Here is a 25604-nt window from a genome sequence, read left to right on the forward strand (position 1 = left end):
AAGCTTGGCCGGCAGGGGTTTTTCGCGGGGAAAATGTTACCGCGCGTTGCCAACTAAGCTTTCACTAAGCTTGGTTTTGCACAGTGGAATCTCCCCCATCACCGGAGCGTTTTCCATGCGCAAGATCCTCCTGCTGTCCCTGGTTCTCGCCAGCCCCCTGGCCCTCGCCGGCCCGCAATGCACCACCGCCGAACGCTCGCAATGGCAGGATCAGAAGGCCTTTCAGGAACAGCTCAAGGCCCAGGGCTACCAGATCAGCAAGTTCAAGGTCACCGACGGCAACTGCTACGAGATCTACGGCTTCGACAAGGACCAGCGCAAGGTCGAGATCTACCACGACCCGGTCACCGGCAAAGCGGTGAAGACCGAGATCAAAGGCTGATGCCGCACGCTTCCCTGCGGCTGTGGGACCCGCTGGTGCGACTGTTTCACCTGTCCATCGCCGGGGTCTTTATCGGCAACTACTTCTTCAATGAAGCCGGTGACGACTGGCACGTCTGGCTCGGCTACTACGCCATGGCCTGGCTGCTGTTGCGCACAGCCTGGGGATTTGTCGGGCCGCGCAGTGCGCGCTGGTCCGACTTCTGGCCGACCCGGGCCCGGCTGGCGCGGCACCTGCGCTCGCTGCTGGCCGGGCGTCCCGAGCATCGCCTGGGGCATTCGCCCCTCGGGGCTTTGGTGATGCTGCTGATGCTGCTGGCCCTGTTGCTGATCGGCATCAGCGGTTTCCTGATGCAAGAGGTCGATGCCCTGTGGGGCGCCGACTGGCCGCTGCAAGTGCATGAGACCAGCGCCGATGTGCTGGTGGGGCTGGTGCTGCTGCACCTGTGCGCGGCGATTTTTGAAAGCCTGCAGGTGCGCGACAATCTGCCGTTGTCGATGCTCACCGGCCGCCGCCGGCCCTTGCCGGGCAGTGATAAGCGCTAATGGTTTTTCCCTTGTTCCCACCCTGTATTTGCCACGGGCTCCTGTATGCGTGCGCTGTCCTTTCGCCTGATCTTCCTCTGCGGCAGCCTGCTGTTGGCCGTCGTCTTTATCGCCGCCTGGCGCAGCCATCCGCCTCACCAACTGGCGCCGTTCGCCCAGGCCGCCGTCGGCAGCGATGCGGCTAAAGCCAACAGCACGCCGCAATACAACAGCCGCTTCGTCTCTTCGGACCTGGATGACTTCGTGCATTCCTCCTCGGTGACCGCCTTGCCCGGCGGCGACCTGATGGCCGTGTGGTTCGCCGGCTCCCGGGAAGGCGCCGCCGACGTCCAGGTGCGCAGCGCACGCTTTGACGCCCAGAGCGGCGAGTGGGGCGCCGAGCAAGTACTGGCCACCCGCGAATCGACCCGTGACGGCACCGGGCGCTATATCCGCAAGCTCGGCAACCCGGTGATCGCCCTGGGCCCGGACCAGCGCCTGTGGATGTTTTACGTTTCGGTGTCGGTGGGCGGCTGGGCCACCAGCGCCATCAACCTGATGGTTTCCGATGACCTGGGGCGCAGCTGGTCGGCGCCGCGACAGCTGGTGACCTCGCCGTTCTTCAACATCAGCACCCTGGTGCGCGCCGCGCCGGTGTTCCATGCCGACGGCTCGATCGGCCTGCCGGTGTACCACGAGTTCATGGGCAAGTTCGCCGAGTACCTGTACCTGAGCGCCGATGGCGCGGTGATCGACAAATTCCGCATCAGCCGTGGCAAGCACTCCCTGCAACCGACCATCGTGCCCCTGGACGAACGCCGCGCCGTGGCCATGCTGCGCTACGCCGGCGACACCCACCACAAGGTCCTGGCCAGCCGCACCGAAGACGCCGGGCAGACCTGGAGCGAGCCCTATCCGTTGCAACCGTCCAACCCCAACTCATCGCTGGCGGCGGTGGGCACCGACCACCAGGGCCTGCTGGTGGCCCTCAACGATCTGCAGGACGGGCGCTTCAAACTCAGTCTGTACGGCACCGACGCCGGCCTCAGCCAGTGGCGGCCCCTGGTGGAACTGGACCAGTCCCCCGATCCCCTGGGCCAGCCGTTTTCCCACGAGGCCTACAAGGACATCATCGGCGAAGGCTTTCGTGCCTCCAGCGGCGCCCGGCGTCTGCCCCTGGAACAGCGCTTTTTGAGCAACCTCGACTACCGGGTGTGCAAGCCCCAGGGCTGCGACTTCGAGTACGAATACCCCTACTTCAGCCGCGGGGCGGACGGCCTGTACCACCTGGTCTATTCCTGGAACAACACCTTTATCAAGCACGTCAGCTTCAACGCGGCGTGGCTGGCGGAGCGCTTGTGATGATGTCGCTATGGCAAGCCCACCTGAGTTTTATCCTCCTGGGCTTCGTGCTGCTTGGCAGCCTGCGCCTGACCGCGCCCTGGCGGCCCTGGCTGCTGCCGGTGCTGGCGCTGGTCAGCTTTATTCCACTGAACCAGCTGCCGCTGGCGGCCTATGTGCGCAGCTTCACCGATGATCTGGCCATCAGCACCCTGGTGCTGCTGGGCTGGGTCAGCCTGCGGCACTTGGGGGTGATTGCGCCCTTGCCAGCCAAACACCGGGTGCAGGTTTTGCTGCTGTTTATCGGCCTGACCCTGAGCCTGTACCCCGCGACCCTGGGCCTGACCTACCTCGACCCCTACCGCTGGGGCTACAACCCACGGCCGATGATCGTGCTGATGGGCCTGGCGGCGCTGGTGCTGCTGTGGCAGCGCAACCTCCTGGGGGTACTGATGCTGGCAGCCGGGACCCTGGCCTTTGCCCTGCGCCTCAAGCCCTCGGAAAACTACTGGGACTACCTGCTGGACCCGTTGCTGGCGGGCTACTGCCTGATCGCCGGCAGCGGCGGGCTGCTGCTGTGGCTGTGGCGCCGCTTTGCCCAGCGCAGCCGCGGGCAACCCCTTGCCGGGTAAACCAACAGGCCGCGCGGCGGCCTTCGACAACACCACACAGAGGTCAATGATGGGCGGGTTGCAATCACGCCGCCTGCGCTACGGCGTGGGCGCAATCGGGCTGGTATTCGGCTTGCTGGCACTGCTGCGGCTGCTGTTCGCCGTGGGTTTTTCCGGGGTGGACCTGAGCGCCGCCGACCAGCGCGAAGCCATCCTCCAGACCCTCGGCATCGGCCTGCGCTTCGACCTGCGCCTGACCCTGCTGATACTGCTGCCCCTGGCCCTGCTGGCCTGGCTGCCGCGCTGGAACCTGCTGCGCCTGCCGGCCTTGCGCTGGCTGGCCCGGGCCTACCTGCTGCTGGTACTGGGCGGGGTAGGGCTGCTGTACATCATCGACTTCGGCCACTACGCCTACCTCGGCGTGCGCATCAACGCCACCGTGCTGCGCTACCTGGACGACGCACAGATCTCCCGGCAAATGCTCTGGGAAAGCTACCCGGTGCTGTGGATCGTCCTCGCCTGGGGCAGCGCCCTGGCCCTGTGCTGCTACGCCTTGCTGCGCCTGGAACGCCTGACCCTCGACCGCCCGGCGCAAGCCGTGGGCCGGCTGCCCCTGGCCAGCGTCAGCGCCCTGGGCATCGCCGCCGTGTTCCTCGGCCTGCTGGGCCGGGTAGAAAACCTCAACCTGGAAAACCCCGTGCCCCTGCGCTGGAGCGACGCCTATTTCTCCGGCAACAGCCAGATCGCCGCCCTGGGCCTGAACCCCGTGCTGTTCTTCTACGACACCCTCAAGGCCGGCCAGGCCCAGTACGACGAAGCCCAAGTGCGCCAACACTACCCGGCCCTGGCCCGCTACCTCGGCGTCGACCAGCCGGACCCACAGCGCCTGAACTTCACCCGCCAACAAGGCATTCAGCCTTACCGCATCGACCGCCCCCGGCCGCCCAACGTCATCTTCGTCATGCTCGAATCCCTCGGCACCAGCGCCGTGGGCGCCTACGGCAACCCGCTCAACCCCACCCCCAACCTCGACCGCCTGGCCAGCCAGAGCTGGTTCTTCAAACACTTCTATGTCCCGGTCACCGGCACCGCCAAGACCGTGTGGGCCAGCATCACCGGCGTGCCCGACGTCACCCGCCAAGAGACCGCCACCCGCCAGCCGCTGATCACCCGCCAACACAGCCTGATCAACGCCTTCAGCGACTACCACAAGCTCTACCTGATCGGCGGCAACGCCGGCTGGGCCAACATCAATGGCCTGATCCGCCAGAGCATCGACAACGTGCGCCTGTACGACGAAAGCCACTGGCAATCGCCCCAGGTGGACGTCTGGGGCATCTCCGACCTCGACCTGTTCAAGGAAAGCGACCGCCTGCTGCGCGCCATCCCCCAGGACCAGCCGTTCTTCGCCTACCTGCAAACCTCCGGCAACCACCGCCCGTTCACCATCCCCAAGGACAACGACGGCTTTCAAGCTCAAGACCTGCCCCTGGAACAGGTCCAGGCCGCCGGTTCCCGCAGCCTGGAGCAATACAACGCGGTGCGCCTGCTGGACTTCAACATCGGCCGCCTGATGGACATCGCCAAAGCGGGGGGCTACTACGACAACACGATTTTCGTGTTCTTCGGCGACCACAACACCCGCATCAGCCAGATCCCCCACATGGCCCCCGCCTTTGAACAGCTAGGGCTGGAAAGCAACAACGTACCGCTGCTGATCCATGCCCCGGGGATGTTGCAGCCCAGAGTGTTCGAAGAAGCCGTCGGCCTCGCCGACCTGCTGCCCACCGTAGCCGGCATGGCCGGGATGCCCTTCACCAATGGCGCCATGGGTCGGGACATTCAGCAGCCAGCGCCGGAGGGGGAGCGGGTGGTACCGCTGGTATTGAGGGAAGGGACCTTTCCAGTGATTGGCGGCGTGACCAAGGACTTTTTGTTGCAGATGCAGCACGACGGCAGTGGCGCGACCTTGCATGACCTCGCGTCAAACACACCGCGTGAGGATGTGGCGCAGGAGCATCCGCAGGAGTTTGAACGGTTGCTGGAGTTGACCCGGGGGATGCATGAGGGCGCGCGGTTGATGTTGTATCGGAATGTTCGGTGACCCCGCACAGCCATCGGTTGACGCCAGCCCGTGTAGGAGCTGGCTTGCCAGCGAAGGCGGCCGCAAGACCGCCTGAGCTCTATTTAATAGGTAACCAGTTCAAGGCTGAAGCTGCTGGTGGTTAGGCGTTTGAGTGCTATATCAAGCGCCTGATCATCGAACAGCCTGTTCTTGCGAGCAGCAGAAGTTAGAGGGAGACGGGGTAAATCAGGTTTATTTTAAAGTACATATCTGTCACCCCACGTGTCCTCCCAGGCCAGTGCTGCGTGACATTATCCGCGCCTTCGGCGCATGGACACCTGCGTTGGGTGCCTTATACCTTATCGAAAGGTAATACCTTTAGATAACAAGGGTTCGGCAATGGCCACTTCTATCAAGATTGATGACGAGCTGAAAAAGCGCATTCAGCATCTGGCGGGGCTGCGTCAACGTTCGTCCCACTGGATCATGCGCGAAGCAATAGCGCAGTACGTCGAGCGCGAGGAAACCCGTGAGGGCTTCAAACAAGAAGCCTTGGCGTCTTGGGCGGCGTATCAGGAAACGGGTCGGCATCTGACCGGCGAAGAAACTCGGGCCTGGCTCAATACCTGGGGTACCGAGGCTGAGGCGGAGCTGCCTAAGTGCCACGATTGATTCTCACCGAAGGTGCTGCGCAAGGGTTGGAGCGTTGTCGCCAGTTTCTAGTCGAGAAAGGCCCGCTGATCGCTCAACGAGCTGCCCAAGTGATTGAGCGTCAAATCGCTCGACTGGAGGAAGACCCAGAAATCGATCATCCCTTTCCAGAACTGCCGGAGCTGCGCGAGCTGATCATCGAGTTCGGTGATTCGGGTTATGTCGCACTTTATCGGCATGAGCGTGCGGATGATGCTGTTTACCTACTTGCCTTTCGGCACCAGAAAGAAGCCGGTTACTGAGTTTTAGTCGCAAGCTGTTTAGCGCTTCAGTCAGATGGCAACGGGGTAAGTCACGTCTTACCCCGTTTTCTCCTTCCTCAGATTTGCTGAATGTTTTCTGCCGGTCTATTGGCATCCAGCAACGAATCCACCACCGCTCTAGCCATCTCCACCGAATGAATCATCGACCAAATCAAACCACGCTCCACACTGCTGGCGCGTTCGGTGATTTCATCGCTGACCTGTACCGCACAGTCCAGCAGCAACGACACATGCACCAACGCTTCTTCGGCATTGATGCCGGGGCGGACACTAAACATGGATTGATGACCTACGGACGTAGGCACGGTGTCTTTTAGGCTATTGAGGATCGAGGTTTCAGCGCTATGCGCGGCCAAGGCCAAGCGAATGCGCTGGGTATCGATATCGTGTTCGGGGGGGATGGAAGGGGTTAGCCTTACAAGGAGTTGTGAAGTGGGCAATGACCTTGTGCCAGTCGAGTTGGGTCAAACCGAGGAACCGCCATTGAGCGACAACGAAACGCCATCCAACCCTTGCACTTGATCCAATCGTCGGGTATCAGCTCTACGCACCAAAGGTCATCCGCCGAGTTAGATGACTCAAAGAGCACATACGTATCGGTTAGTTGCGCTAGCAAGAACCAGCTCGATAGTGGCTCTGAACAACAAACAGGGAGAAATACCAATGGCCGTATGGCTGGTCCGGGCAGGGTCTGCAGGGGAGTTTGAGGACAAGTTCATCAGTGAGCGCCGCGTCTATGTGACGTGGGATGGGCTGAATATCGACTTGAGCACCCTCAAGAATCGCGAACAAGTCCAGGCAGAGTTGTCGGTACGATACCCAGAATCGAAGCCGAAAACGCTGCAAAATTGGAGCAGCCAGATTTGGCCCTTCGCTCAGCGTATGCAGGCTGGAGATTTGATCGTACTGCCGCTCAAAACCCAGCCGGTGGTTTATATCGGCAAACTTGTCGAGGGCTACCAGTTCTCCAGCGCCGGCCCTGATCCATTCTTTCATTGGCGAGCGGTTGAGTGGATTGGCGAAGCAATCCCGCGTTCCAATTTCTCCCAAGACCTGCTCTACAGCTTCGGCGCGTTTATGACCATCTGCCGCATTCAGCGTAATAACGCAGAAGAGCGCATTCGTTCCATGGCCAGCCACAACTGGCAGCCCGAGACGTTGCAGCAGTTGGTGTGTGACACCGCTACTGCATCGGATGAGGTGGCTGTTGAAGAGGCCGAAACGGATCTAGAACGTACCGGCAAAGACCATATCGTTCGACTGATTGAGCGACGTTTTAAAGGGCACCGTCTGACCACCCTGGTGGCGGCGATACTGCGTGCGCAAGGTTTCAGCGTCTGGCAAAGCCCCGAAGGCGCCGACGGGGGCGTTGATATTTTGGCCAGTAACGGTGTGATGGGCTTTGGCGGGCAAGCCATCTGCGTTGAAGTGAAGTCAGGTACAGGTTTGGTAGATCGGCCAACGGTCGATAAATTGCTCGGCGCAATGACTAAGTTCAATGCTGGTCAGGGGCTATTCGTGGCGTGGGGTGGTTATCGCTCGAATGTACAAAAAGAGCTGGCGTCGAGTTTTTTCCGTCTGCGCTTATGGAACCAGGACGATCTGCTGGAACAGCTGTTTATGTATTACGACCGGCTTGACGAGGGGATCAAGTCAGAGTTGCCGTTGAAGCAGATTTGGACGGCGGTACTGTCGGAGGAAATTTGATGGGGTAGAAAAAGCCGGCTTGTGGGCGGCGTTATTGTTGAGTTATGGCCCTATTTATCTGGCTTCGGTATAGATAGCTGTTTCTGTCCCCCCATTTGTCCCCCCACTTTCATTCCTCGTGAGTGGTCTTTCGTTCGTAAGCCAGCGGCAAACTCGTCTGCTCATCCACCGCTAAGCACCGGCACAGTTTCCTCTGTGAACTAAAGCTGCTTCTCACTGAACGGAATCATCCCTCCCCCTAATCAGCCAGCGAGGCAATGTTTCCGGTAAGGAAACTTGATAAAGCAATGGCTCGCTGGGTGCTCAATACCCGTCCTGTTGTTCCATTTCTCCTAGTAGCGAGTGGATCCCCCACATCATCTTAAAAACGCTATCCATAATTTCACTGAGATGACGCACGTTCACATAACGCAGCCCTGGCAGTGATTCCAGCCCTTTCTTTGTTGTCGGATAGCGGAAAGCAAAGGATCCCGGATCGGCTTTATCCAATTGCTGGATGAAGTCCTCTATTGCCGGCAGCTCTTTGTCATCTTCGCGTGGGTCGAGCTGTTCAAGGAGAGTACGCAGCTCGCTCCACAGCGGCATCAAACCATGGCTATGGTCGGCTTTTTCTGGCACGCCTGCCAATCGGCGAGCTAAGGGCACCATCAACTTAAGCTCAAGCTCAAGACCCTGCCGGTATAGAAACACCAACGGGTAGATAACACTGTCGAGACTGACCTTGCGCTCGGCCAGGGCGTACAGCAGTCCATCAGCCGCGTCTTTGTACCCTGATGCATATAAGTCCAAGGGGAAATGAGTCCAGCCCAACATTGCGTTGTTGTGCCAATCATTTCCCTGGATAAATAACGGCTGGCCAGAAAAGTCAGACGGGAACTTAGAGTCTTCTAGGGGGGAAAAATCGAGCAGGTCATCGTTTGATTCGGTCATAGCGTCAATTTTCACAGTTTGTTTATTTAAACCTCAGCCTAGTCCATCTAGAGCAGCCGTGATCTTTGAATGTAGGCTCCCGTCTTTGCGCGGCTAGCATGCCCCATTGGCGCAGCTTTAGATGCTCAAGCGCTCTCATATTCCGCATTTGCAGGCGCGTGCGTCCATTTCTTAGATCTGCATACGTGTAGTTCCCACTAAATCGTGCCGACTGGATCAAATTTTATGATCGCAGCCGGATGCTCCTCCAGCAGCTTTGTTTTTTACTGTGTTTTTATACAGCCTTTCGTCGGTTACGCCGTGCTTATACCTTGCCGCTTTCCACGTCAAGTGGGATAATGCGCCTAGTCCACTTTATTTTTATTAAAAATCAATAGGTTACGTGTGCAATGGACGAGTCTAGAGCGCTTATAGAGAAATTAGTCCAGATCACGAAGGTTGGGGCGGTTGGTGATGGCGAGAAGGTTCGCATCCAAACCCTTCGGCTTATTCGGGCTCTGAGGGAGTCTGGAGACCCCTTTGCAGACCTGATTCATAAAGAGGTTTTTTCACAGAAATTTGATGAGGTCAGTGCGTCTAGCATTCGGAGGGTTAAAGATGCCGGTATATCCTCGCCTGTTCCGACGGACTCAGAGTCAAATAGCGAGTTGCTGTCGGTAGAGGATCCGATAAAACTACCGAATGGCTTTGTTAGCTCTGATGAAATTAAGGGGCCTCTGAATCTTATTTTGTCAGAGAGCAAGAACTCGAAGAGACTGCTAGATGCTGGCATTAGTCCTACTAGCAAGATACTTTTTACTGGGCCTCCAGGAGTAGGTAAAACTGTTTGTGCAAAGTACTTGGCGCAGAAGCTGAAAGTTCCATTGCTGACGTTAGACTTGGCTACAGTAGTTAGTAGTTATTTGGGTAGGACGGGGAATAATTTAAGAAAAGCTCTCGCATATGCCAGAAGTAGGCCTTGTGTTCTGCTCTTGGATGAGATGGATGCTATTGCTAAAAAGAGGGATGACTCGTCTGATATAGGTGAAGTTAAACGACTGGTTACTGTGATGTTGCAGGAGCTAGATCAGTGGCAAGGTAGTAATTTATTGATAGCTGCCACTAATCATTATCACTTGTTGGATCCTGCGGTACAGCGACGGTTTGATCAGGTTATTGAGTTTAAGCGTCCTAGTATAGATGATCTAATGAGAGTCGGAATGGGGTTGGGTTCAAGTGGTGAGATTCCCAAGGCTTGGATATACTTCATTGCCTCTTTGATGGAAGAAACATCGTTTAGCGACTTTCAGCGAGAAATAAACAACTTGCGTAAGGCACTTGTGCTCGAAGGCGAGAATGGCGCTTTAGAGTATTTGCGCTTCCTTCTTGAGCGTCAATGCCCGGGAGAAGATCGCGCTAGAAGAAAAACCTTGGCATTGCTTCTGGTGACCAAAGGAAAAGCGTCTCAAAGAACGGCAAGTAAGATAACGGGCGTTTCGCGTGACACATTAAGAGCAGCAATGACTGCGGGAGCTTAAAGCATGGAAGGTAAAGAGCGATTTTTGTTTGGGCGCGGGGAGAAGTTGGCTGATCATGTTCCGTATAAGGGAGGATTTGATAAGTCATTACCTCCTTATACATTGTCTGAACAGGTTGAGCGTTTGGATTTAATGCTCGAAACCCTAGAAAAGGACTTCAAAGAAATACCTAAGGATGCCCTGGCCGATGGAAATGCTGTCGCGGCACTTACTCTTCACCCTAAGTACGTTGCAAGGTCTGGATTTCCTGAATACCTTCTAAATGCTTTTTCCCTTCGTCTCGTCGGCAGCAAACCTCAGAAGAATAAGCCTGAGGCGGGACGGGGTAGCGATAAAGAGGAAGGGGTTGCATCCACAACCTTGTACGTTGCTGGGGAATACAAGTCTTTCTCCAAACTCAGAAAAAGTCTGCCTAGTATCGAAGAAGGATCAAAGCTTTCGAAAGAGATTGTGAAGGTTGAGCGTTTGGAGGTATTGAGAGCGGAAGATAGGCTCTTAGGGGATTTTGATAAGGAAGAGAATAATTTAGAAGTCGTAGTGCATTTTGACAGTGCGATCGATCTCGATTGGGAGTCCGATTTTGTAAAGTACGCTGAAAAAAGTCATATTCTGTTAGATATGTCTCGTTCTTATCAGACTCGTGGTTTGTTGTTTTTGGCCGCTAAAGGGGATGAGGATTCTGTAAAAGAATTGGCCAAATTTTCTTTCGTGCGCGCCATTAGGAAGATGCCAAAGCTTAGAACTATTAGCCAGCCGAAATTGGTTCGATCAAGTGGCGCGGCTAGGATTACGATACCCGTTGAAAAGGCTCTGGATGAAAGTTTTAAAGTCGCTATTTTTGATGGCGGATTGCCAGACGATCATCCCTTTGGTCGCTGGGCAAAAAATATAGAGCCGTCGTCGAATTTTAATATTGGTAATGCAATATCTGAGTTGCAAGATCATGGGCAGGCGGTTACCTCGGCACTCCTGTTTGGCAATGTTCAGCCTGGCGCTTTAGAAAGGCCTTATGCTGAAATTGATCATTATAGAGTGTTGGGAGACTTAATCTCGGATGATAGTCTTTATGACGTAATGCTGTATGTGGATAATGTTCTCTCTCAAACTACCTATCCGCTGGTTTCATTCAGTATTGGCCCCTACCAAGTTGCAGGGGACGAAGAGGTTACTGCCTGGACCTCTATGCTTGATGACCACTTAGGGGAGGGGGATATATTGGCGGCGGTAGCTGTCGGGAATGATGGTGATAGGGCTTGGCCTGAGTCTCGAATTCAGGTGCCTAGTGACTCCGTCAACGCTTTGGCCATTGGTGCTAGTGATGGATTTCATGACGGGTGGCGTAGAGCTCCTTATAGCTCGATTGGACCTGGGAGGAGTCCAGGCCTAATAAAACCTGATATATTAGCCTTTGGTGGCGTTGACGGTAATAAATTCAAGTTTCTATTTCCCGGACCGGTGATTGCTGAGGATCGTGGCACTAGTTTTGCCACTCCAGCGGTCATGCGTATCGCTGCTGGATTGCGTGCTTATTTTGGAAATGCTCTTACTACACCTGCAATTAGGGCGTTGTTGATTCATTCTGCGGACGATAATGGGCATGCGCGTGAAGAGGTTGGTTGGGGCATAGTTAATCCAGACATTCGAAGTATTGTTACTTGTGAAGATGGAGAAATTAAAGTTCTCTATACTGGGAAGTTGGAGCCTGGTAAGGTTCTGAGGGCACCTATTCCTCTGCCAGATGAAGCGCTTGAAGGGGATTTCACAATAAAAGCAACCTTCTGCTATAGTTGCTCAACTGATCCCCATATGCCTGGTGAGTATACTAGGGCTGGGCTGGATGTTAAGTTTCGCCCGAATAAGAATAAGTTCAAAAAAGATAAGCTTTATCCCGATACGAGTTCTTTTTTTGGGCGTCATGAAAAAAGTAATGAGCAAGAATTAAGGACCGATGCGCATAAGTGGGATACGGTCCGCAGCAATAAAGTAAAAAAGAGAGGTAGCTCTCTCTGTGAGCCGGTTTTTGATATTCATTATATCGCAAGAGAACCAGGGAATAGCGTGACTCCTGTTCGTGCTGGAAAGCTTTCCTATGCGTTAGTCGTAACAGTGAAGTCGAATCGCATTCCTGATCTTTACGAAAAGGTGCAAGCAAAGTATCTGAGTAGTTTGATTGCAATTCAGCCGAAAATCGAAATTCCGATTGCGCTTGGCGTCTAAGGGTGGAGATCGAGATGAATAGAGAAGAAGCAGAAGTTATCAATGCTCTTAATGACGGTCATTACGAGTGGCGAACCATTAAAGGGCTGAGTGCAGCTACCGGGTTAGATGCGTCTAGGGTTTTAGGGATTATAGAGAAGAATGCATCGGAGATAGTGCAGTCCTCGTCATTTAGTCCTACCGGTGAAGCCTTGTATTCGACAAGAGAAAAGCGTAAAAAAAATTCGAGTACTCTTTCTCGCTTGGGATCAGCGTTACGTAATAGGGCGGATTAAATGGATTTTGTCTCATTTCCAGTTGTTTGTGCATTTGTAGGCGCTTTGGCAGTTAAATCACTGGAGTTGGCTGAAATTCATAAACTACCAGTGACTCAGCGCCCGAATTTGAAAGAGGTTGTGTATTGGGTGCCTTTCTTGGTATTGCCTCTGATAGGGGGGTTTTTAGCATATGTCTATATGGAGTCTAATACGACCTTAACTCCATTGCTGGCGCTCAATGTTGGTGTAACGGCTCCTTTGGTTTTTCGCTCTATGGCGGAGCGTATACCGAGTAAGGTCATTGATCCTGGTGATGGTGCTTGAAAGTCTAGAAATTTAAAAGGCCCGCTTTTTCAGGGGCCTTTTTTATTTATAAGTTTCACTGACTCCAGGTTATCGAATGCCAATAGGTTTATCTTTGTTGTCATAGCAAATCGGATACTCACAGTAGCCGCCAGCACTTTCCACATCATCCACTTTGACTGTCGGAAGGTACTGGTCCAGATCGGCTATCGCCACCTTCTTCTTGTTAACGTGGCAATCATCGTCCATTTGGGGGTTACACCATGCCTCTTTCACATCTGCTTTCGACTTGGGTGCAGCAGCCGACTGTTTGGCGCCTGCGTCCAAGGTGTATGCCGCAAGATCGTCCTTCACGATAGACTCCAACTGTCCATGATCTAATAGGAAGTCAGAGAGCAGTCCCCGAGCTTGTGCATAAGAGACATCTTTACCTTTTTGATATGGCCCACCGTCCATACGGTACGCGATAGGTAAGCCATCACTGCTCGGGTAGATGTAGTAATGGCGAGATACCGTAAAACTCATGTCTTGGTCAATTAAACCGAATACACCATCAGCGCCTTGCACAATGCACTTGCCTCGACGGCATAGCCCGCTGAGTTGGTTGTTGTATGTGACGTGTTGTTGTTGGGTTGCATCGAATGCACTGATCAACCGTGGCAATACTTTCCAGGTGCACCGATAAAATTCAGCACCATATTGGTTTTTTGCTTTGGCGCAAGGAATTGCATAGGGCAGCCCCTCCATTGTTACCTCACTCGGAAACATTGGTGAGTAAGTATAACCATAGTCCACTGCTGCATTTGCTAATGTGCCAAATACAAGAATGGGTAGTGCTACTACCAAATTGCGAATGAGTTGTGTCATGGGAAGTCCTTTTTAAGTGTTGGGCTGGCTTCGGTCTGTGGAGGAATTCAGTTGGGTTTGTAGTTGACGGTTATTTTTTTATTTACAAAGTCCTTTATTATTTCGTAATCAGGGTTGTAGGTGGCCAGCTTATGAGCCGTGATCGTAGCTGCTGAGATAGCTAGTAGCGGTAGCGTTGATATGGACGCAACTGCTCCAAATACCCCCAGCACTCCACCTTTGGCTACCACGCCTTTTAAGTCGCTACTGACGCGACACTTAAGTCCAAGGCTCTCTATCTTTTTCTCAACTTTCAGTACGCTCTTCATGAACTGACCTCGCAAACCTACAATCACGAAAGATGCTTTGGCTCGCAGAAGAATATCTATTTCAGCTTCGTTTAGGCCATTAACTGTCTTGAGTGGCATGTTTAAAGTTCTCTTTGCTGAGCGTAGGAGGTGACTCTCACGCTGAGGTAGCGTGATGCCTTGTATTTGCAAAAGGGTCGTAAATACCGTGGCCGTTAAAGCATCATAGCGCGACGATTTCCGCCATGGCAAGAATCTCTGCGACTCACGATAAAGACGGCGACCTGGTACAGCTTGGTGCGGCGGTACGCGCACGACGGCTAGGGCATACGCTGTCGCAAGAAGCCTTGGCGGATGCTGCCGGGATTGACCGTTCTCACATGGGGAAAATAGAGCGAGGGGAGAGGAACGTTACCTTTCTGAACATCCTCCGGATTGCTCATGCTTTGCACTGCAAACCTTCAGACTTGTTCATCGACGCAGGGCTATGACTTGCAACTGATCAGCGGCTTGTTACAAGGCCGTTCTTAATTCCTATATCAGCCCATCTTTTGCATCACTCACTCGGGTGGGGGAAACTTGTATTGTTATGGTGCTCCCATCGGACATAAAGCGCCCAGCCAGCAGGAACTGACTGGGCGGTGTTTACCAAATGGATCAGGCCGCGAGACGCAGAGCCGCATCCAGCGCCCTCTGTTTAATAACGGCACCTTGTCCAAACCATGCTGAGTCCATCCGATACTCAGCACTCCTTGCTCGGCGCTCATGGTCGACATATTCGGTCACGGCGTTGAGCAGTCCCCATGCGGTACCTTTAGCAGACTGCAAGGTTGAGCCTCTGCCTTGTCCTTCATAGAGGCTTTGTACTTTGCGTAGTGCTCGTTCGTTCGGTAGCACTTCAGGAATGGGGCTGTTAGCAGGGGTGTCGCACAGCACGCTGAGGAAGAAGCTCATCGCTTCCGGCCACTGCACTCTGCGCTTTGCAAGCATGTGCATTCGGTGCATGAATTCGTCCCACTGCGAGACCGCGATTCCCAACTGCTTCTTTACCGCATGCGGATCAAACCGAGTGCTGTGCGGAACCTTGATGGCGCGGCTTGCCCCATCCAGGGCGATAGTCAGTGTGTTGTTGCAGACGACTCGAACGGTGGTGGGTGTGGCGGTGGTAGCTAACGTACCGTCGCACGAGGTTGCCAGTAGCAGATAACCATTCACTTCATCATTACCCGCCAGCGCGGCGGTTTGTCCTGTCCGTGCCAACGCCCAGAACTTACGACCTCCTTTCAACACTCCCGCAGTTTCCAACTCATACCCGGAGACCTCAGTGAGATCGCGGTAAAATTCCAGCACATCGCGAGGCTGCACTATTTGGTAGCGCTGTGAGACTACTGAAAGCGCTGCTTTGGTGTCAGAACGGTACAGAACCTTCTGTTCTGGGAATGTATAAATTGATCCCAGGTTACCTACCGTGTTGGCCTTGAAATGGACGGGGCTGTCTTCTATGCGCCAGTTCATACCGGCTTCTTTCTGCCAGACCTCAATAGGTTGTTTAGGTGAAAGCGCGGAGCCGAGGCCATGCCACGGTGCCTGCCCGACATAGGCCATTTGTTCAACATAGTGAGCCATTGGTTTTCTCTCGTTCGATAGGCACACGGCAGCGCTGCTGAGATATCAGCAGGGAGGCGTGCACAAGTGATTTAGTTGTCAGTCTTCTTGAGATGCTTCGAATGTGCGTTGAATTGGTCGGGGTGTTGTGGGTAAGTGCATACGGAAAGAACAATTACATTGGTTGCATTGGTAGGCGTCGAAGACATAGTGATCAATCACTGTTCCTATCTTCGCTCCTGCAATACATCCTGCTGCGCCACTGACAAATGCCGCTGTAATAGCTGAGGCTAACCGCCCGATTGTGGTGGTGAGCCCACCAGTTGGGCTACTGGTTATCAAAACGATGCTGGCGCCGATAGACGTGGCGGACAATCCTCTGAGCACACCGCTCACACCGCCGATGGCGGCACCTGTTTTCTTAGCTATGGCTTGCTTTGCCACGGCTGACGAGCCGCAGCTTGGACATCTATTCATTTTTTCAGCTCCCAGGTTGCTGGATATGTCAAAGACTATTGATGCCTCCTTAGTGTCATGTACGGCTAAAATTGTTTCGAATTGAGTCATGGTGTCAGCAAAGAGAGCCAAAGTTAGTTCCCCGCGAAAGAGGAACCAACATTTCAGAGCTGGGAACCAACTTTCTGCACTGGAAGGTTGGCTTGTGCATGCGTCCGTCCGTGTCATGGTCGTCAGTTGGAGTTCTGGTTTGTCCCCTGGGAATTTTTTACTGGGTGTTAAGTCGAGTGAGTGCGGGCAGAAGATCTTTTACCGTTGGGTTTCATTACAACCCGAGGTATCTACCATGCAGCAAGCTTCGGCAGTGCATCCAAGTGTTATCAGGCTCAAACAGCTCTCAGTTAGGGTGGGGCTGTCGCGATCAACCATTTATGATCGGATCAACCCAAGGTCTTCGCGATATGACGCAACGTCTCCTAAGCCTTTTAAATTGGGCAGCTTTGCTGTGGGATGGCTGGAGGAAGACGTTAATGCTTGGCTACATCGGTGCGCTAGTTCGTCCTGTGTTGGGGCTAATCCGAACTAGACACAAGCACTAACTTTCATTTTTCAGTTTGTAAATATCCCCGGCGCGCGTTGGTGTTGTTTATCTAATTCGTTGGTGTGACCGTTGCAAACAGAGAGCTTGAATATTGGTATCTATGTTATATCTAGAATAATATCTCTAGTATCTATATTTAATGTCTATACCTAATACCCGTCTCCCATGCACTCCGTGATAGAGCATTGGTGTGCATGGGCAGTATGCGGCGACGCGTACAGTAGTGGCTAAAGTAGAAGTTGCAATATGTATTGTTAGTTGAGTGCTCTATGTGAGAGATGATTAGAGTGCCTGCCCACATAAGGTGAGTGTATGAGGTTTGATGAAGAATTAGAGTTCTATTTTGAACATGAGTCGTACATGTATGCGGACATCAACGGTGAGACGGTTGAGCAGTATACCGATCAAGTGTTGCTGGCGAGTGATATCCGTTTGATTGTCGACGTGACGGCGCGCCTGAAGGCCTTTGAGAAGGGGTTGTTTCTGCCTCGTACAATGGCAATGTCTAAGCAGAAGAAGGTCAGAGTGTTGGAGCAGGACTGTCTAAGCTTGCTAAAGGTAGACTTTGGGATGATCAAAGAGGTTTATCCCTATCATGAGTTTAATCCGCTGCTGAGAGTTTTTATGAAGTACTTTGTCGGGGTAGAACTAAGGACGGATGTGTATAAGGTCGAGTTGCTTCAATCTGATGAGTTGTCCCTGCTCCATGACTTGACCGAAAAGGTTAAGCAGGAAATCCGTGGGGTGGAGTTCCAAAAGGTTTTGAAAGGGTTTAGTCGGCCTGCCAATAAAAATTATAAAAGTCTGGTTGACTATAACGAAGCGTTGTTCGTGCGTTATGCCAGGATGCTAGTGATTCGTGTCGATTTTACCTATAGGAGCCAGTACTGTGTTCCTCGCGGAGATGTGGCCATCACCCATGCCGAAGCCAAAAGACATCGTAAAGCCTTACTGAAATATCTCAGGGGCCCTAAGTCACCGGGTGTCGTAGGGTATGCGTGGAAACTGGAGTATGGCCTTGATAAATCCTACCACTATCACTTTTTGTTGTTTTTGAATGGAGTTGATCATCGGGAAGATATCGTCATCGCCAAGATTCTGGGGGAATACTGGGTGGACAAAGTGACTGAAGGCAAAGGGATTTATTACAACTGCAACAAAAACAAGGCAGTGTTTGAAAAGAAAGGGATCTTAGGGGTTGGCATGATCAGTCATCATCAAACCAGTCTGCGGGCGGGGTTAAGCCTTGTTGCGGCATATTTGACTAAACCGGATTACTTTATCCGAATGATTGCACCTGACGGAGGCAGGTGCTTCGGGAAAGGAGGAAAGGCATCTCCCAAGGAAACAAAGCGAGGTAGGCCCAGAAAGCAGCCTGAGGCACTACCAAGTGATTAGCTTAATCATTGCCTAGGAATGCAGCCCTGCATGCAGAGCCGTCTTTCTTCATCCAATCTGTCATGAGGTTGGCAAGGTGTGAAGGGGTAAGATGCATGCTCGCACTTTTATTTAATTTTACGGCTTCATCGTAAAGGTAGTTCGCAGCGTCTCGCTCTTTCTTCCAACCCCCTTCCGGTCGATGCGAACTGATTAAAGCCGCCATTTTGTTCTGATTCTCTTGGCTGTTCTTTGATCGCCCGCGAGCCCCTTCATTAATTCGGGGCTGGACCAGTCCACTTGCATATCCCTCGAAGTAGCTAGCGTGACAGATAAGCTTGAAAGCGCTAGCCATTAAATTTTGACGGTATTCGGCTTCGGACAGCAGGAGATAGGTGAGAGCGATTAAGGTGTTCTTTCGTTCATGGGTGATATGCGAAGATGAGTTACTTATCACCCATTGAGATGTCTTCTGGTCTTTGTGTTTGTCTCCAGTTTGTATTTTAGTTGTTATGGTGCTTTTAATGTGGTCGTAGTCGTCGTGAAGGGCGTAAGTCACCAAGTATTTCAAAGAATCTTCTATTCGAAGTCTTTCGTTCTTCCAGTTTGTGCGTAGCGCCTCTGTTAGACACTCTAATTCATGCAGGGCTTCAGCTTGAGGTTGCGGCAAGTTGGTCATTTCGATTCCTTCGGCATACAGGCTTGATAACCTAAACACTCAGACTTCGAGATTGTTATTGAGCGTTGGTTTGAGAAAAGTCGCCCAGTCCTTCATGAGCAGTCGGCGTTTATCGAGAAAGTCCGAACGCGAATAAGCCCCTTCAGTCTGGTCGCGTTCATCATGCGCCAGAGCCATCTCGCAAACCTCACGAGGGTAGTGGGTACATTCCCCAGCCCAGTCTCTAAATGATGAACGAAAGCCGTGTCGTGTGATGTGTTCGTATTTCATGCCGTGTAGGAGCGTTCGTATGGCGTTTGCGTGCATGACCCCTGACTTGCCCTGGCCTGGAAATAGAAACGGGCTATCACTTCGCTCAAAGCTCTTCACCAGCGTCACGACTTCTTCAGCAAGTGGAATTACGAATGCTACCCGCATCTTCATCCGCTCGTCTGGCAGCGACCAAGTACCAGCTTCCAAATCAAACTCGTCCCAACGAGCGAACCTCACCATGTGAGCGCGGGCGCTGGTCATGATCAGCAATTGAGCTGCAAGGGAGGCCGGTGCCGTGTTTGTACTGAGCTTTGTCATCAGAGCTGGCACGTCCTGCCACCGCAAGGCTTCGAAGTGCTCGCGTTTGCGAGCCTTCTTCTTTTCAGCACGACTTAGCAGATTCTCTAAGTGACCACGCCACCGTGCAGGGTTCTCACCTTCTCGCAGGTTGTGTGACTTGGCTGCATCCAGAACTTGTTCAATCTGGCCACGTACCTCGTCAGCGGTTCTGGTTTTGGTGGCCCAAATGGGTTGCAGCACCTTGAGCACCTGAGGCGTACCTATCTCATCGGCAGACAACTTGCCGATATGGTCAAACGCATACAGCTCCAGCTTGCGCAGCCAGCCTTTGCGCCATTTCTCTGACCAGGTGCCCCCGTGGGCATCACAGTATTCTTTCGCGAGCGTCTCGAACTTCAGCTGTTTAGCCTCGCTGGATCGCTGTGCTTCGCGTTGGGCTGCGCGTTCGATGTCGCGAACGGCTAACGGATCTACACCGTCGCTCACTTGAGTGCGTTTGGCGCTGGCGGCGAGCCTAGCCTTTTTGAGAGTCACTTCAGGGAATGAGCCCAAGCCCATCTCTCTACGGCGACCTGCCAGTTGGAAGCGAAGTGTCCAGGATTTGCTTCCGCTAGGTTTGACTTCCAACCGTAGGCCATCACCATCTTCATAGGTGCCAGGTTCGGTCAGGTTTTCGACTTGTTTCGGATTCAGCTTAGCCATTAGATTTCCCCTGTCGTCCCTTTTGTCCCCCCACCTGACCCCCCACTTCATCGTCGGATGAGGTCAAATGGCGTTGAACGCCATCGGACAGAGGAATGCCTGAAACCCCCGGAATAGCTAAGCTATCAGGAAGATTCTTGGATGGGATAGGATTATTTCGGACAATTAAAAAGCCGGCTTGTGGCCGGCTTTCTTGGTATTTAAATCAAACGCTAAATGCCCTTGTCTCAATTACCGCCAACACATCCCGTACATCTTGCATCAACAACCTGGTGGTGTTGGTCACGGTGCCAAGGTCCTTATCGCTCGCATCACGCAACGTAGCGCAGGCCATCAGATTCAGATAATCGAGTGCAGTCACCAACCGCTCACTCGCACACGCATGCAGATCCATCAACGGCGCCTGGCTGTCAACAAACAGCACCGGCCCATCGCTGGCGATTGGGGTCATGGGAATAAATCGTTCGGATAGATCTTGAGTATTCATGGTGTCGTTTCTTCCAAGAAAATGAAAAATCGCCACCTGTTGCTGCGAATCAACTGGGTGGCAGCTGTACGCGGGTTCGCAGACCGAGGAAAGAAACAAACCCGGCAGACCCGAAGGTCTCCCACGCACAGCTGCCATAAACGAAACGCAGGCGAAGTTTGCCTGAGTTGGCAGTGACTGTGTTGCTTGAATCTTTCTGTTGGGCTGCGAAACCCTGCCGCTGACAAAATTCAGCGGACGAGAAAACTATAGGGACGGGGCAGGTCCGGGACAATGGCGCTTCTGTAGGAACGGTCTCTATTGCTAGTAAGGACCGGCTGAACTCTCCGGGGAATTCATATCCGCTGTGCCTGACACATAGCTTTATAGGCCTTTCAGCTTGGTGATCAGCAGCAGATTGTGGCCCCCCGGTAATTGTCCAACAGCCTGTTGGACCATTTCAGATTCGGGCCAGTCCTCGGCAAAGCCATCTGACCTCCAGTCGATTTTGCTATCCTGCGCCCCCTTTTCCCCACCGCAAGGAGCGCAGGCATGACCCAGCCCATTGGCAGCAGTCCACAAACAAGGGCTGGCCAACAGCGTCACCTGCAACACCTCCTGTTCCGGCTGACTGCCGCACTCTTGCTAGGCCTCGGGCTCCTCACCCCAACCGCCCAAGCCAACCCCACCACCACCTACCGCGGCACCCTCGGCTCCACTCCGGTTGAACTGGCGCTCACCTACGACTCCCAATACGGCGGCGGTATGTCCGGCTACTGGTTCTCCGAATCCGAGCGCCTGCCCATGGCGTTGGAATCCACGCCTTTCCATCCCGGCTCCGCGCTCTTGATCAACATCATGGACAACCCGACTCTGCCGGCGACGGCGGTGTCGTTGCAGCCGTTCGCCGAGGGGGCGCAGGCGTTGCAGGGCAGTCTGGTGGATCTGCGCACGGGCACGCAGCAGCCGTTGCAGTTGCAGCGGGTGACGCGTTTTGGTGACAGTCAGCTGGGCGCTTTTGAGGGGGAGTTGCTGCAGCCGGTGTTCGATCGGGATTTCTATTTCAGTGTGCATGCCGCGCGCAAGGCCGGGGAGGAGGTGGCGCGGGTGGACAGTATTCGGGTGATGAGCCGCACCACCGGGCGGCGGGTGCAGGAGATCAGTGGGCAGTGGTGCCTGTCGCCGGTCGGTACCAGGACGCTGACCTTCGGGCATTTCCAGGCCGAGGCGCGGATTGATTTTCAGGCCCAGGGCTATCGCCTGGCGGAGTCGGATGGCCGGCTGTGGTGCTCGCCCACTCAGTACTACCTGTACAACCGTGAGCGCCGGGAATACTTGCGCCATCCGCAGTTGGAGCAGTTCGCGGTGGAGGGGGATCTGCGCTTTTCCCCCGGTGGCCAGATGGAGTTCAGCAAGCAGGACTTCATCAATTACGACCAGCGCACTCGGCGTTGGGATTATTACCGGGTGATCAGCCCTGATCGGCTGGAATATCTGTCGTCGGGCGAGGAGCGTTTCTGATGCGTGGGTTTGATGTTGCTCGGGGGCTGGCGGTGCTGGTGTTGGCGCTGTGGCTGTTGCCGGCGCAGGCGTCCCACGGGGTGTATGAGGGCACGGTGGGCAAGCAGGCGGTTGTCTTGACCCTGGGCAGCCAGAATGCGGTCTACCAGGGCACCTATGCCTATCAGCGCTATCGCACGCCGATCCGCCTCAAGCCAACCTTCAGCTACAGCAACAAGACGCTGGCCATGGATGAGCTGGACGAGCAGGGCTTGCCGGTGGCGCGTCTGCAGTTCAATGACTTGCTGAACTCCCGCCAGCAGGAGCAGGTGCGCGGCACCTGGACCAGTTATCGCACGGGCAAGACCTTGCCCATTGCGCTGAAGCTGGTGGGCCTGGTGGATTCGGATCGCTCGTGGCCGCAGCCGATCACCACGCTGTTGCAGAGTGCTTCCACCAAACGCTGGTATTTCCAGGTGCCGATGCCGGGCAATGATCAGCGGATCACGACGCTGGAGGTGATGGACAAGGCCAGTGGCAAGTTGCTGCAGAGCCTGGCGGTTGCGGCGCCGGGGTGTCGCAACCTGGGGGTGGATACCTTGCAGGTGCAGGCTGAGGGGGAGCAACTGCGGATTGGCTTTCAGGACTGCACGTTGCCGGGGTTTGCGTGGAATGCGGGCAGTGGGCGTTTTGAGCCGTTGCCCTGAGGCAGGGGATGGAAGCGCTGGGTAGCAGGACAAGGGTCAGGTGTTGAACGTGGAAACTGTGGAGCCCCGTATGGACGACAAGCAATCCCCTGTGCTGATTCAGGTGTACATGGCCGATGACGATGGCGCCGTTCGCGAGGAACTGCTGGCGCGGCGCATCGATGAGCATATCTACGAGTTGCTCTCCTCACCGGGGCTGGCGCAGAACCTGGCGCGGGGCGATATCGTTTCCATCCGCAATCCCGATGCGCCGGCGCAAGTGCTGAAGCGGGGCGGGAATTTCTGCATTCAGATCTATGCCGACTACATTGATCCGGCGGTGATCTCGGTACTCGAAAGCGATGTCATTCGTGAGCTGAATGGGACTCTGGATGGGGTGTGCGGGGGGACGCTGGCGTTGGCGGTCCCTGCAAAAAACGGGATGGAGAACATCAACAGGTTTTTCGATGGTTTCCGCGAGCAAACCGGGATCCAGTGGTACTACGCCAATGTCTATAAAAACCTCGATGACGATGAGGACGAGACGCTGTTGAGCTGGTGGCTTGACTGATTCAGGTGCTCGGCGATGGTGTTATTTGTGCCGGCGAGGGCGGTCTTGTGGGCGCCTTCGCCGGCAAGCCGGCTCCTACAGGGGGGCGCGTCAGGCAGTTTGTAGTCGTGCCGTCTTGCGTACGTGGTTGACCATCAAGCCCAGCCCGCCGCCGATCAGCAGGATGGCCGCCATGAAGTACATTGCGGTCTGGGTGTTTCCCGTTACCTGGGTCAGCCAGCCCACCACGATAGTGCTGAAGAACCCCGCCACATTGCCCAGGGTGTTGATCAATGCCACGCCCGCCGCGGCGGCCGCGCCGCCCACTACGGCGGTGGGCAAGCCCCAGAACACCGGCAGGCTGCTGATCATGGCGGCGGTGCCAACGATCAGGCCGAACATGGCCAGTATCAGGTTGTCACCAAAGAAGGTGCCAAACGCCACGCCTAGCGCACCAATCCCCGCGCAGACCGCCAGGTGCCAGCGGTACTCGCCGTGGCGGTCCGAGCTGCGACCCACGATGACCATGGCCACCGCTGCGGCGGCGTAGGGCAGGGCGGTGAGGGCGCCGATGGCCCAGGGCTGTTGCACGCCGCTGTTGCGGATGATGGTGGGCAGCCAGAAGCTGATGACGTATTGGCCCAGCACCAGGCAGAAGTACACCGCGCCCAGCAGCCAGATCTGTGGGTTGAGCAGGCCGTCGCGCAGGCGGTGGCTCTGTTTGTTGGCAGCTTCGCGGTCGATGGCGGCCTGCATGCCGTGGCGTTCTTCCGGGGTGAGCCAGTGGGCGTCGGCGATGCGGTCGCGCAGGAGGAAGAACACCGCGGCACCGAGGGCCACGGCGGGCAGGCCTTCGATGACGAACAGCCATTGCCAGCCGGCATAGCCGGAGACGCCGTTGAGGTGTTGCAGGATCAGCCCGGAGATCAGTGAGCCGAACAGGCTGGAAATCGGCAGGGCCATGATGAACAGGGCGGTCATCACCCCGCGGCGCTGGCTGGGGAACCAGGTGGTGAGGTAGAAGATGATGCCGGGGAAGAAGCCGGCTTCGGCAATGCCGATCAGCAGCCGCAACACGTAGAAGGTCAGTGGCGTTTCGATGAACATCATGGCCGCCGACAGCAGGCCCCAGGTGACCATGATCCGCGCGATCCAGCGCCGCGCGCCGAAGCGGTGCAGGGCGATGTTGCTGGGGATCTCGAACAGCAGGTAGCCGACGAAGAAGATCCCGGCGCCGAGGCCGTACACCGCTTCGCTGAACTTGAGGTCGTCGAGCATCTGCAGCTTGGCGAAGCCGACGTTGACCCGGTCCAGGTAGGCCACCAGGTAACACAAAATCAGCAGCGGGATGATGCGCCAGGCGGTCTTGCGGTAGGCCGAGTGCAGGGCTGCGTCGTCGAGAGCCGCAGGTGGCGGGGAAGGTCGGTGCATGGCTAGCCTCTTTATTCTTGTTGTCGAAGCAATGGGTGAAACAGCGGTTCAGGCCTCGGGTAGCAGGCGGGTGGCGGGCCATTCGCCGGAGCGGCTCATGTCGCGCACCACCTGGGCGATCAGGTGGGCGATGGCGCTGCGCAGGTTGCTGCCGGGCAGGGCTTCGCAGACGCAGATGCCCAGGGTGCGAAAGACTTCCCGGGGGTGAATGGCGTGGGCCACCAGCCGGCCTTCGGCGACTTCGCGCAGGGCCAGGTTCAGCGGCATGATGCTGGGGCCGATGCCGGCCTCCACGGCGCTCTTGAGGATGTGCACCGAGTTGACCTCCATGGCCACTTGGGCCGGTGGCAAGTGCAGGCGTTCCAGGGCCTGGTCGACGCAGGCCCGGGTGCTGTGGCTGTGGGCGCGGCTGGGAAACACCAGCGGTCGGGCCACGGCTTCGGCCAGGGTGACGCTGCCCGGTGGCGGGGCGTGGCGGTCGTCGGCGCGGTGGATCAGGTAGAAGTCTTCTTCCAGCAGCGGGCTGAAGCTGACTTGCGGCGGCAGGCCGATGGGGGTGAATAGGGCAATGTCGACCCGGCCCCGCACCAGTTGGTCCACCAGGTTGCCGGTGAGCTCTTCATTGAGGTGCAGTTCGACCTTGGGGTAGGTGCGGGCCACGGCCTGGATCAGCGGCAGGGCCACGGTGCTGGCCACGCTCTGGGGCAGGGCGACGACGATGGAGCCGCTTAGGGCGCCGGGTTCGCTGCTGATTGCAGCGCGGGCGTCCTGCAGGTGCTTGAGCAGGCCCTGGGCGTATTCGTAGAACAGTTTGCCGGCGTCGTTGACGCGGATGCCGCTGTTGCTGCGATGAAAGAGCTGCGCGCCGAGGTCGGCTTCCAGGGCCGACATCTGCTTGCTCAGGGCCGATTGCGCCACGTGCACTTCCCGGGCGGCGCGGGACAGGCTGCCGGCATCGACCACGGCGACGAAGTATTTCAGCTGGCGGATTTCCATGCTGGCTCCTTGGCGGGCCGC

At 55.4% G+C, this 25604-nt stretch carries 29 protein-coding genes; 18 read left to right on the plus strand and 11 right to left on the minus strand.

The window, feature by feature from the left end; translation table 11 throughout:
* The first annotated feature begins 115 nt into the window (after positions 1-115).
* The 7 genes from AC1RL5_RS29745 to AC1RL5_RS29775 all read left to right on the plus strand — a co-directional run bounded on the left by AC1RL5_RS29745 (position 116) and on the right by AC1RL5_RS29775 (position 5876).
* Positions 116-382 (plus strand): PepSY domain-containing protein, encoded by a 267-nt coding sequence (locus tag AC1RL5_RS29745; protein ID WP_042941807.1) that lies wholly within the window; start codon positions 116-118, stop codon positions 380-382.
* Complete coding sequence (locus tag AC1RL5_RS29750) at positions 382-927, plus strand: cytochrome b/b6 domain-containing protein (RefSeq protein WP_072452762.1); 546 nt, start codon at positions 382-384, stop codon at positions 925-927. Before AC1RL5_RS29745 ends, AC1RL5_RS29750 begins: the two co-directional genes overlap by 1 nt.
* A 45-nt stretch (positions 928-972) precedes the next feature.
* Positions 973-2268 (plus strand): sialidase family protein, encoded by a 1296-nt coding sequence (locus AC1RL5_RS29755; protein WP_072452764.1) that lies wholly within the window; start codon positions 973-975, stop codon positions 2266-2268.
* Positions 2268-2879, plus strand: coding sequence for a hypothetical protein (locus AC1RL5_RS29760; RefSeq protein ID WP_072452766.1), 612 nt, complete (start codon positions 2268-2270; stop codon positions 2877-2879). Before AC1RL5_RS29755 ends, AC1RL5_RS29760 begins: the two co-directional genes overlap by 1 nt.
* 49 nt (positions 2880-2928) lie before the next feature.
* Positions 2929-4962: an LTA synthase family protein gene (locus AC1RL5_RS29765; protein WP_492590019.1), complete on the plus strand. Its 2034-nt coding sequence runs from the start codon at positions 2929-2931 to the stop codon at positions 4960-4962.
* A gap of 360 nt (positions 4963-5322) precedes the next feature.
* Entirely contained in the window at positions 5323-5595 is a 273-nt protein-coding gene (locus AC1RL5_RS29770; RefSeq protein ID WP_093409233.1) for a CopG family ribbon-helix-helix protein, read from the plus strand.
* Positions 5583-5876 (plus strand): type II toxin-antitoxin system RelE/ParE family toxin, encoded by a 294-nt coding sequence (locus AC1RL5_RS29775; protein ID WP_073698916.1) that lies wholly within the window; start codon positions 5583-5585, stop codon positions 5874-5876. The genes AC1RL5_RS29770 and AC1RL5_RS29775 overlap by 13 nt, the downstream gene beginning before the upstream one ends.
* Before the next feature lie 77 nt (positions 5877-5953).
* Here the strand turns inward: AC1RL5_RS29775 and AC1RL5_RS29780 are convergent, their stop codons facing one another.
* The gene (locus AC1RL5_RS29780) at positions 5954-6337 is read right to left on the minus strand and encodes a DUF6124 family protein (protein ID WP_492590021.1); all 384 of its coding nucleotides are present in this window, start codon (positions 6335-6337) and stop codon (positions 5954-5956) included.
* Between the two features lie 223 nt (positions 6338-6560).
* Here AC1RL5_RS29780 and AC1RL5_RS29785 point away from each other — a divergent pair, with 223 nt between their 5' ends.
* Positions 6561-7604 carry a restriction endonuclease gene (locus AC1RL5_RS29785; protein ID WP_492590023.1) on the plus strand — a complete coding sequence of 348 codons (1044 nt, stop codon included), beginning with the start codon at positions 6561-6563 and terminating at the stop codon, positions 7602-7604.
* 303 nt (positions 7605-7907) lie between these two features.
* Here AC1RL5_RS29785 and AC1RL5_RS29790 read toward each other — a convergent pair whose 3' ends face one another.
* Positions 7908-8534: a hypothetical protein gene (locus tag AC1RL5_RS29790; protein WP_492590025.1), complete on the minus strand. Its 627-nt coding sequence runs from the start codon at positions 8532-8534 to the stop codon at positions 7908-7910.
* Between the two features lie 389 nt (positions 8535-8923).
* Between AC1RL5_RS29790 and AC1RL5_RS29795 the strand changes: the two genes are divergently transcribed.
* From AC1RL5_RS29795 to AC1RL5_RS29810, 4 genes are read left to right on the plus strand one after another with little or no spacing between them, the layout of a single operon-like run.
* A complete protein-coding gene (locus AC1RL5_RS29795) occupies positions 8924-10051 on the plus strand; it encodes an AAA family ATPase (protein WP_492590027.1) in 1128 nt (375 codons plus the stop codon).
* A 3-nt stretch (positions 10052-10054) separates the two neighbouring features.
* Positions 10055-12268, plus strand: a complete 2214-nt coding sequence (locus AC1RL5_RS29800) for a S8 family peptidase (protein WP_492590029.1) — start codon at positions 10055-10057, stop codon at positions 12266-12268.
* 14 nt (positions 12269-12282) lie between these two features.
* A complete protein-coding gene (locus AC1RL5_RS29805) occupies positions 12283-12543 on the plus strand; it encodes a hypothetical protein (protein WP_492590031.1) in 261 nt (86 codons plus the stop codon).
* Entirely contained in the window at positions 12544-12849 is a 306-nt protein-coding gene (locus AC1RL5_RS29810) for a hypothetical protein (protein ID WP_492590033.1), read from the plus strand.
* 69 nt (positions 12850-12918) lie between these two features.
* Here the strand turns inward: AC1RL5_RS29810 and AC1RL5_RS29815 are convergent, their stop codons facing one another.
* Together AC1RL5_RS29815 and AC1RL5_RS29820 are read right to left on the minus strand one after the other, a co-directional pair.
* Positions 12919-13695 (minus strand): hypothetical protein, encoded by a 777-nt coding sequence (locus tag AC1RL5_RS29815; protein WP_492590035.1) that lies wholly within the window; start codon positions 13693-13695, stop codon positions 12919-12921.
* A gap of 47 nt (positions 13696-13742) precedes the next feature.
* Positions 13743-14102: a hypothetical protein gene (locus AC1RL5_RS29820; RefSeq protein WP_492590037.1), complete on the minus strand. Its 360-nt coding sequence runs from the start codon at positions 14100-14102 to the stop codon at positions 13743-13745.
* 125 nt (positions 14103-14227) lie between these two features.
* Between AC1RL5_RS29820 and AC1RL5_RS29825 the strand changes: the two genes are divergently transcribed.
* Positions 14228-14473 carry a helix-turn-helix domain-containing protein gene (locus AC1RL5_RS29825; protein ID WP_492590039.1) on the plus strand — a complete coding sequence of 82 codons (246 nt, stop codon included), beginning with the start codon at positions 14228-14230 and terminating at the stop codon, positions 14471-14473.
* Between the two features lie 166 nt (positions 14474-14639).
* On the opposite strand, the gene AC1RL5_RS29830 is transcribed toward AC1RL5_RS29825, so the two are convergent.
* Together AC1RL5_RS29830 and AC1RL5_RS29835 are read right to left on the minus strand one after the other, a co-directional pair.
* Complete coding sequence (locus AC1RL5_RS29830; protein WP_492590041.1) at positions 14640-15608, minus strand: DUF932 domain-containing protein; 969 nt, start codon at positions 15606-15608, stop codon at positions 14640-14642.
* A gap of 78 nt (positions 15609-15686) precedes the next feature.
* Positions 15687-16154 (minus strand): hypothetical protein, encoded by a 468-nt coding sequence (locus AC1RL5_RS29835; RefSeq protein WP_492590043.1) that lies wholly within the window; start codon positions 16152-16154, stop codon positions 15687-15689.
* 235 nt (positions 16155-16389) lie between these two features.
* Here AC1RL5_RS29835 and AC1RL5_RS29840 point away from each other — a divergent pair, with 235 nt between their 5' ends.
* A complete protein-coding gene (locus AC1RL5_RS29840) occupies positions 16390-16629 on the plus strand; it encodes a helix-turn-helix transcriptional regulator (protein ID WP_492590045.1) in 240 nt (79 codons plus the stop codon).
* 327 nt (positions 16630-16956) lie between these two features.
* Positions 16957-18042: a rolling circle replication-associated protein gene (locus AC1RL5_RS29845; RefSeq protein WP_492590047.1), complete on the plus strand. Its 1086-nt coding sequence runs from the start codon at positions 16957-16959 to the stop codon at positions 18040-18042.
* 1 nt (position 18043) lies between these two features.
* Here the strand turns inward: AC1RL5_RS29845 and AC1RL5_RS29850 are convergent, their stop codons facing one another.
* From AC1RL5_RS29850 to AC1RL5_RS29860, 3 genes are all read right to left on the minus strand, one after another.
* Positions 18044-18700: a hypothetical protein gene (locus tag AC1RL5_RS29850; protein WP_492590049.1), complete on the minus strand. Its 657-nt coding sequence runs from the start codon at positions 18698-18700 to the stop codon at positions 18044-18046.
* Between the two features lie 39 nt (positions 18701-18739).
* Positions 18740-19954, minus strand: coding sequence for a tyrosine-type recombinase/integrase (locus tag AC1RL5_RS29855; protein ID WP_492590051.1), 1215 nt, complete (start codon positions 19952-19954; stop codon positions 18740-18742).
* A gap of 205 nt (positions 19955-20159) precedes the next feature.
* Positions 20160-20441, minus strand: a complete 282-nt coding sequence (locus AC1RL5_RS29860; protein ID WP_404673043.1) for a fructose-bisphosphate aldolase — start codon at positions 20439-20441, stop codon at positions 20160-20162.
* Between the two features lie 531 nt (positions 20442-20972).
* On the opposite strand from AC1RL5_RS29860, the gene AC1RL5_RS29865 reads away from it, so the two are divergent.
* From AC1RL5_RS29865 to AC1RL5_RS29875, 3 genes are all read left to right on the plus strand, one after another.
* Positions 20973-21941 (plus strand): hypothetical protein, encoded by a 969-nt coding sequence (locus tag AC1RL5_RS29865; RefSeq protein WP_492590053.1) that lies wholly within the window; start codon positions 20973-20975, stop codon positions 21939-21941.
* A complete protein-coding gene (locus tag AC1RL5_RS29870) occupies positions 21941-22627 on the plus strand; it encodes a hypothetical protein (RefSeq protein WP_492590055.1) in 687 nt (228 codons plus the stop codon). The genes AC1RL5_RS29865 and AC1RL5_RS29870 overlap by 1 nt, the downstream gene beginning before the upstream one ends.
* A gap of 70 nt (positions 22628-22697) precedes the next feature.
* Positions 22698-23177, plus strand: coding sequence for a DUF4265 domain-containing protein (locus AC1RL5_RS29875; protein ID WP_492590057.1), 480 nt, complete (start codon positions 22698-22700; stop codon positions 23175-23177).
* Positions 23178-23267: 90 nt separating this feature from the next.
* Here the strand turns inward: AC1RL5_RS29875 and AC1RL5_RS29880 are convergent, their stop codons facing one another.
* Both AC1RL5_RS29880 and AC1RL5_RS29885 read right to left on the minus strand, forming a co-directional pair.
* Entirely contained in the window at positions 23268-24587 is a 1320-nt protein-coding gene (locus tag AC1RL5_RS29880; protein WP_492590059.1) for an MFS transporter, read from the minus strand.
* A gap of 48 nt (positions 24588-24635) precedes the next feature.
* Positions 24636-25583 carry a LysR family transcriptional regulator gene (locus AC1RL5_RS29885; protein WP_401336002.1) on the minus strand — a complete coding sequence of 316 codons (948 nt, stop codon included), beginning with the start codon at positions 25581-25583 and terminating at the stop codon, positions 24636-24638.
* Positions 25584-25604 lie beyond the last annotated feature (21 nt).

The organism is Pseudomonas sp. GW822-FHT06D10 (assembly GCF_058799535.1).

Excerpts from the sequence above, each read along its gene's own strand:
- AC1RL5_RS29745 (WP_042941807.1), top strand. The coding sequence starts at position 116 with ATGCGCAAGATCCTCCTGCTGTCCCTGGTTCTCGCCAGCCCCCTGGCC.
- AC1RL5_RS29750 (WP_072452762.1), top strand. The coding sequence starts at position 382 with ATGCCGCACGCTTCCCTGCGGCTGTGGGACCCGCTGGTGCGACTGTTT.
- AC1RL5_RS29755 (WP_072452764.1), top strand. The coding sequence starts at position 973 with ATGCGTGCGCTGTCCTTTCGCCTGATCTTCCTCTGCGGCAGCCTGCTG.
- AC1RL5_RS29760 (WP_072452766.1), top strand. The coding sequence starts at position 2,268 with ATGATGTCGCTATGGCAAGCCCACCTGAGTTTTATCCTCCTGGGCTTC.
- AC1RL5_RS29765 (WP_492590019.1), top strand. The coding sequence starts at position 2,929 with ATGGGCGGGTTGCAATCACGCCGCCTGCGCTACGGCGTGGGCGCAATC.
- AC1RL5_RS29770 (WP_093409233.1), top strand. The coding sequence starts at position 5,323 with ATGGCCACTTCTATCAAGATTGATGACGAGCTGAAAAAGCGCATTCAG.
- AC1RL5_RS29785 (WP_492590023.1), top strand. The coding sequence starts at position 6,561 with ATGGCCGTATGGCTGGTCCGGGCAGGGTCTGCAGGGGAGTTTGAGGAC.
- AC1RL5_RS29790 (WP_492590025.1), bottom strand. The coding sequence starts at position 8,534 with ATGACCGAATCAAACGATGACCTGCTCGATTTTTCCCCCCTAGAAGAC.
- AC1RL5_RS29795 (WP_492590027.1), top strand. The coding sequence starts at position 8,924 with ATGGACGAGTCTAGAGCGCTTATAGAGAAATTAGTCCAGATCACGAAG.
- AC1RL5_RS29800 (WP_492590029.1), top strand. The coding sequence starts at position 10,055 with ATGGAAGGTAAAGAGCGATTTTTGTTTGGGCGCGGGGAGAAGTTGGCT.
- AC1RL5_RS29805 (WP_492590031.1), top strand. The coding sequence starts at position 12,283 with ATGAATAGAGAAGAAGCAGAAGTTATCAATGCTCTTAATGACGGTCAT.
- AC1RL5_RS29810 (WP_492590033.1), top strand. The coding sequence starts at position 12,544 with ATGGATTTTGTCTCATTTCCAGTTGTTTGTGCATTTGTAGGCGCTTTG.
- AC1RL5_RS29815 (WP_492590035.1), bottom strand. The coding sequence starts at position 13,695 with ATGACACAACTCATTCGCAATTTGGTAGTAGCACTACCCATTCTTGTA.
- AC1RL5_RS29820 (WP_492590037.1), bottom strand. The coding sequence starts at position 14,102 with ATGCCACTCAAGACAGTTAATGGCCTAAACGAAGCTGAAATAGATATT.
- AC1RL5_RS29825 (WP_492590039.1), top strand. The coding sequence starts at position 14,228 with ATGGCAAGAATCTCTGCGACTCACGATAAAGACGGCGACCTGGTACAG.
- AC1RL5_RS29830 (WP_492590041.1), bottom strand. The coding sequence starts at position 15,608 with ATGGCTCACTATGTTGAACAAATGGCCTATGTCGGGCAGGCACCGTGG.
- AC1RL5_RS29835 (WP_492590043.1), bottom strand. The coding sequence starts at position 16,154 with ATGACTCAATTCGAAACAATTTTAGCCGTACATGACACTAAGGAGGCA.
- AC1RL5_RS29840 (WP_492590045.1), top strand. The coding sequence starts at position 16,390 with ATGCAGCAAGCTTCGGCAGTGCATCCAAGTGTTATCAGGCTCAAACAG.
- AC1RL5_RS29845 (WP_492590047.1), top strand. The coding sequence starts at position 16,957 with ATGAGGTTTGATGAAGAATTAGAGTTCTATTTTGAACATGAGTCGTAC.
- AC1RL5_RS29850 (WP_492590049.1), bottom strand. The coding sequence starts at position 18,700 with ATGACCAACTTGCCGCAACCTCAAGCTGAAGCCCTGCATGAATTAGAG.
- AC1RL5_RS29855 (WP_492590051.1), bottom strand. The coding sequence starts at position 19,954 with ATGGCTAAGCTGAATCCGAAACAAGTCGAAAACCTGACCGAACCTGGC.
- AC1RL5_RS29860 (WP_404673043.1), bottom strand. The coding sequence starts at position 20,441 with ATGAATACTCAAGATCTATCCGAACGATTTATTCCCATGACCCCAATC.
- AC1RL5_RS29865 (WP_492590053.1), top strand. The coding sequence starts at position 20,973 with ATGACCCAGCCCATTGGCAGCAGTCCACAAACAAGGGCTGGCCAACAG.
- AC1RL5_RS29870 (WP_492590055.1), top strand. The coding sequence starts at position 21,941 with ATGCGTGGGTTTGATGTTGCTCGGGGGCTGGCGGTGCTGGTGTTGGCG.
- AC1RL5_RS29875 (WP_492590057.1), top strand. The coding sequence starts at position 22,698 with ATGGACGACAAGCAATCCCCTGTGCTGATTCAGGTGTACATGGCCGAT.
- AC1RL5_RS29880 (WP_492590059.1), bottom strand. The coding sequence starts at position 24,587 with ATGCACCGACCTTCCCCGCCACCTGCGGCTCTCGACGACGCAGCCCTG.
- AC1RL5_RS29885 (WP_401336002.1), bottom strand. The coding sequence starts at position 25,583 with ATGGAAATCCGCCAGCTGAAATACTTCGTCGCCGTGGTCGATGCCGGC.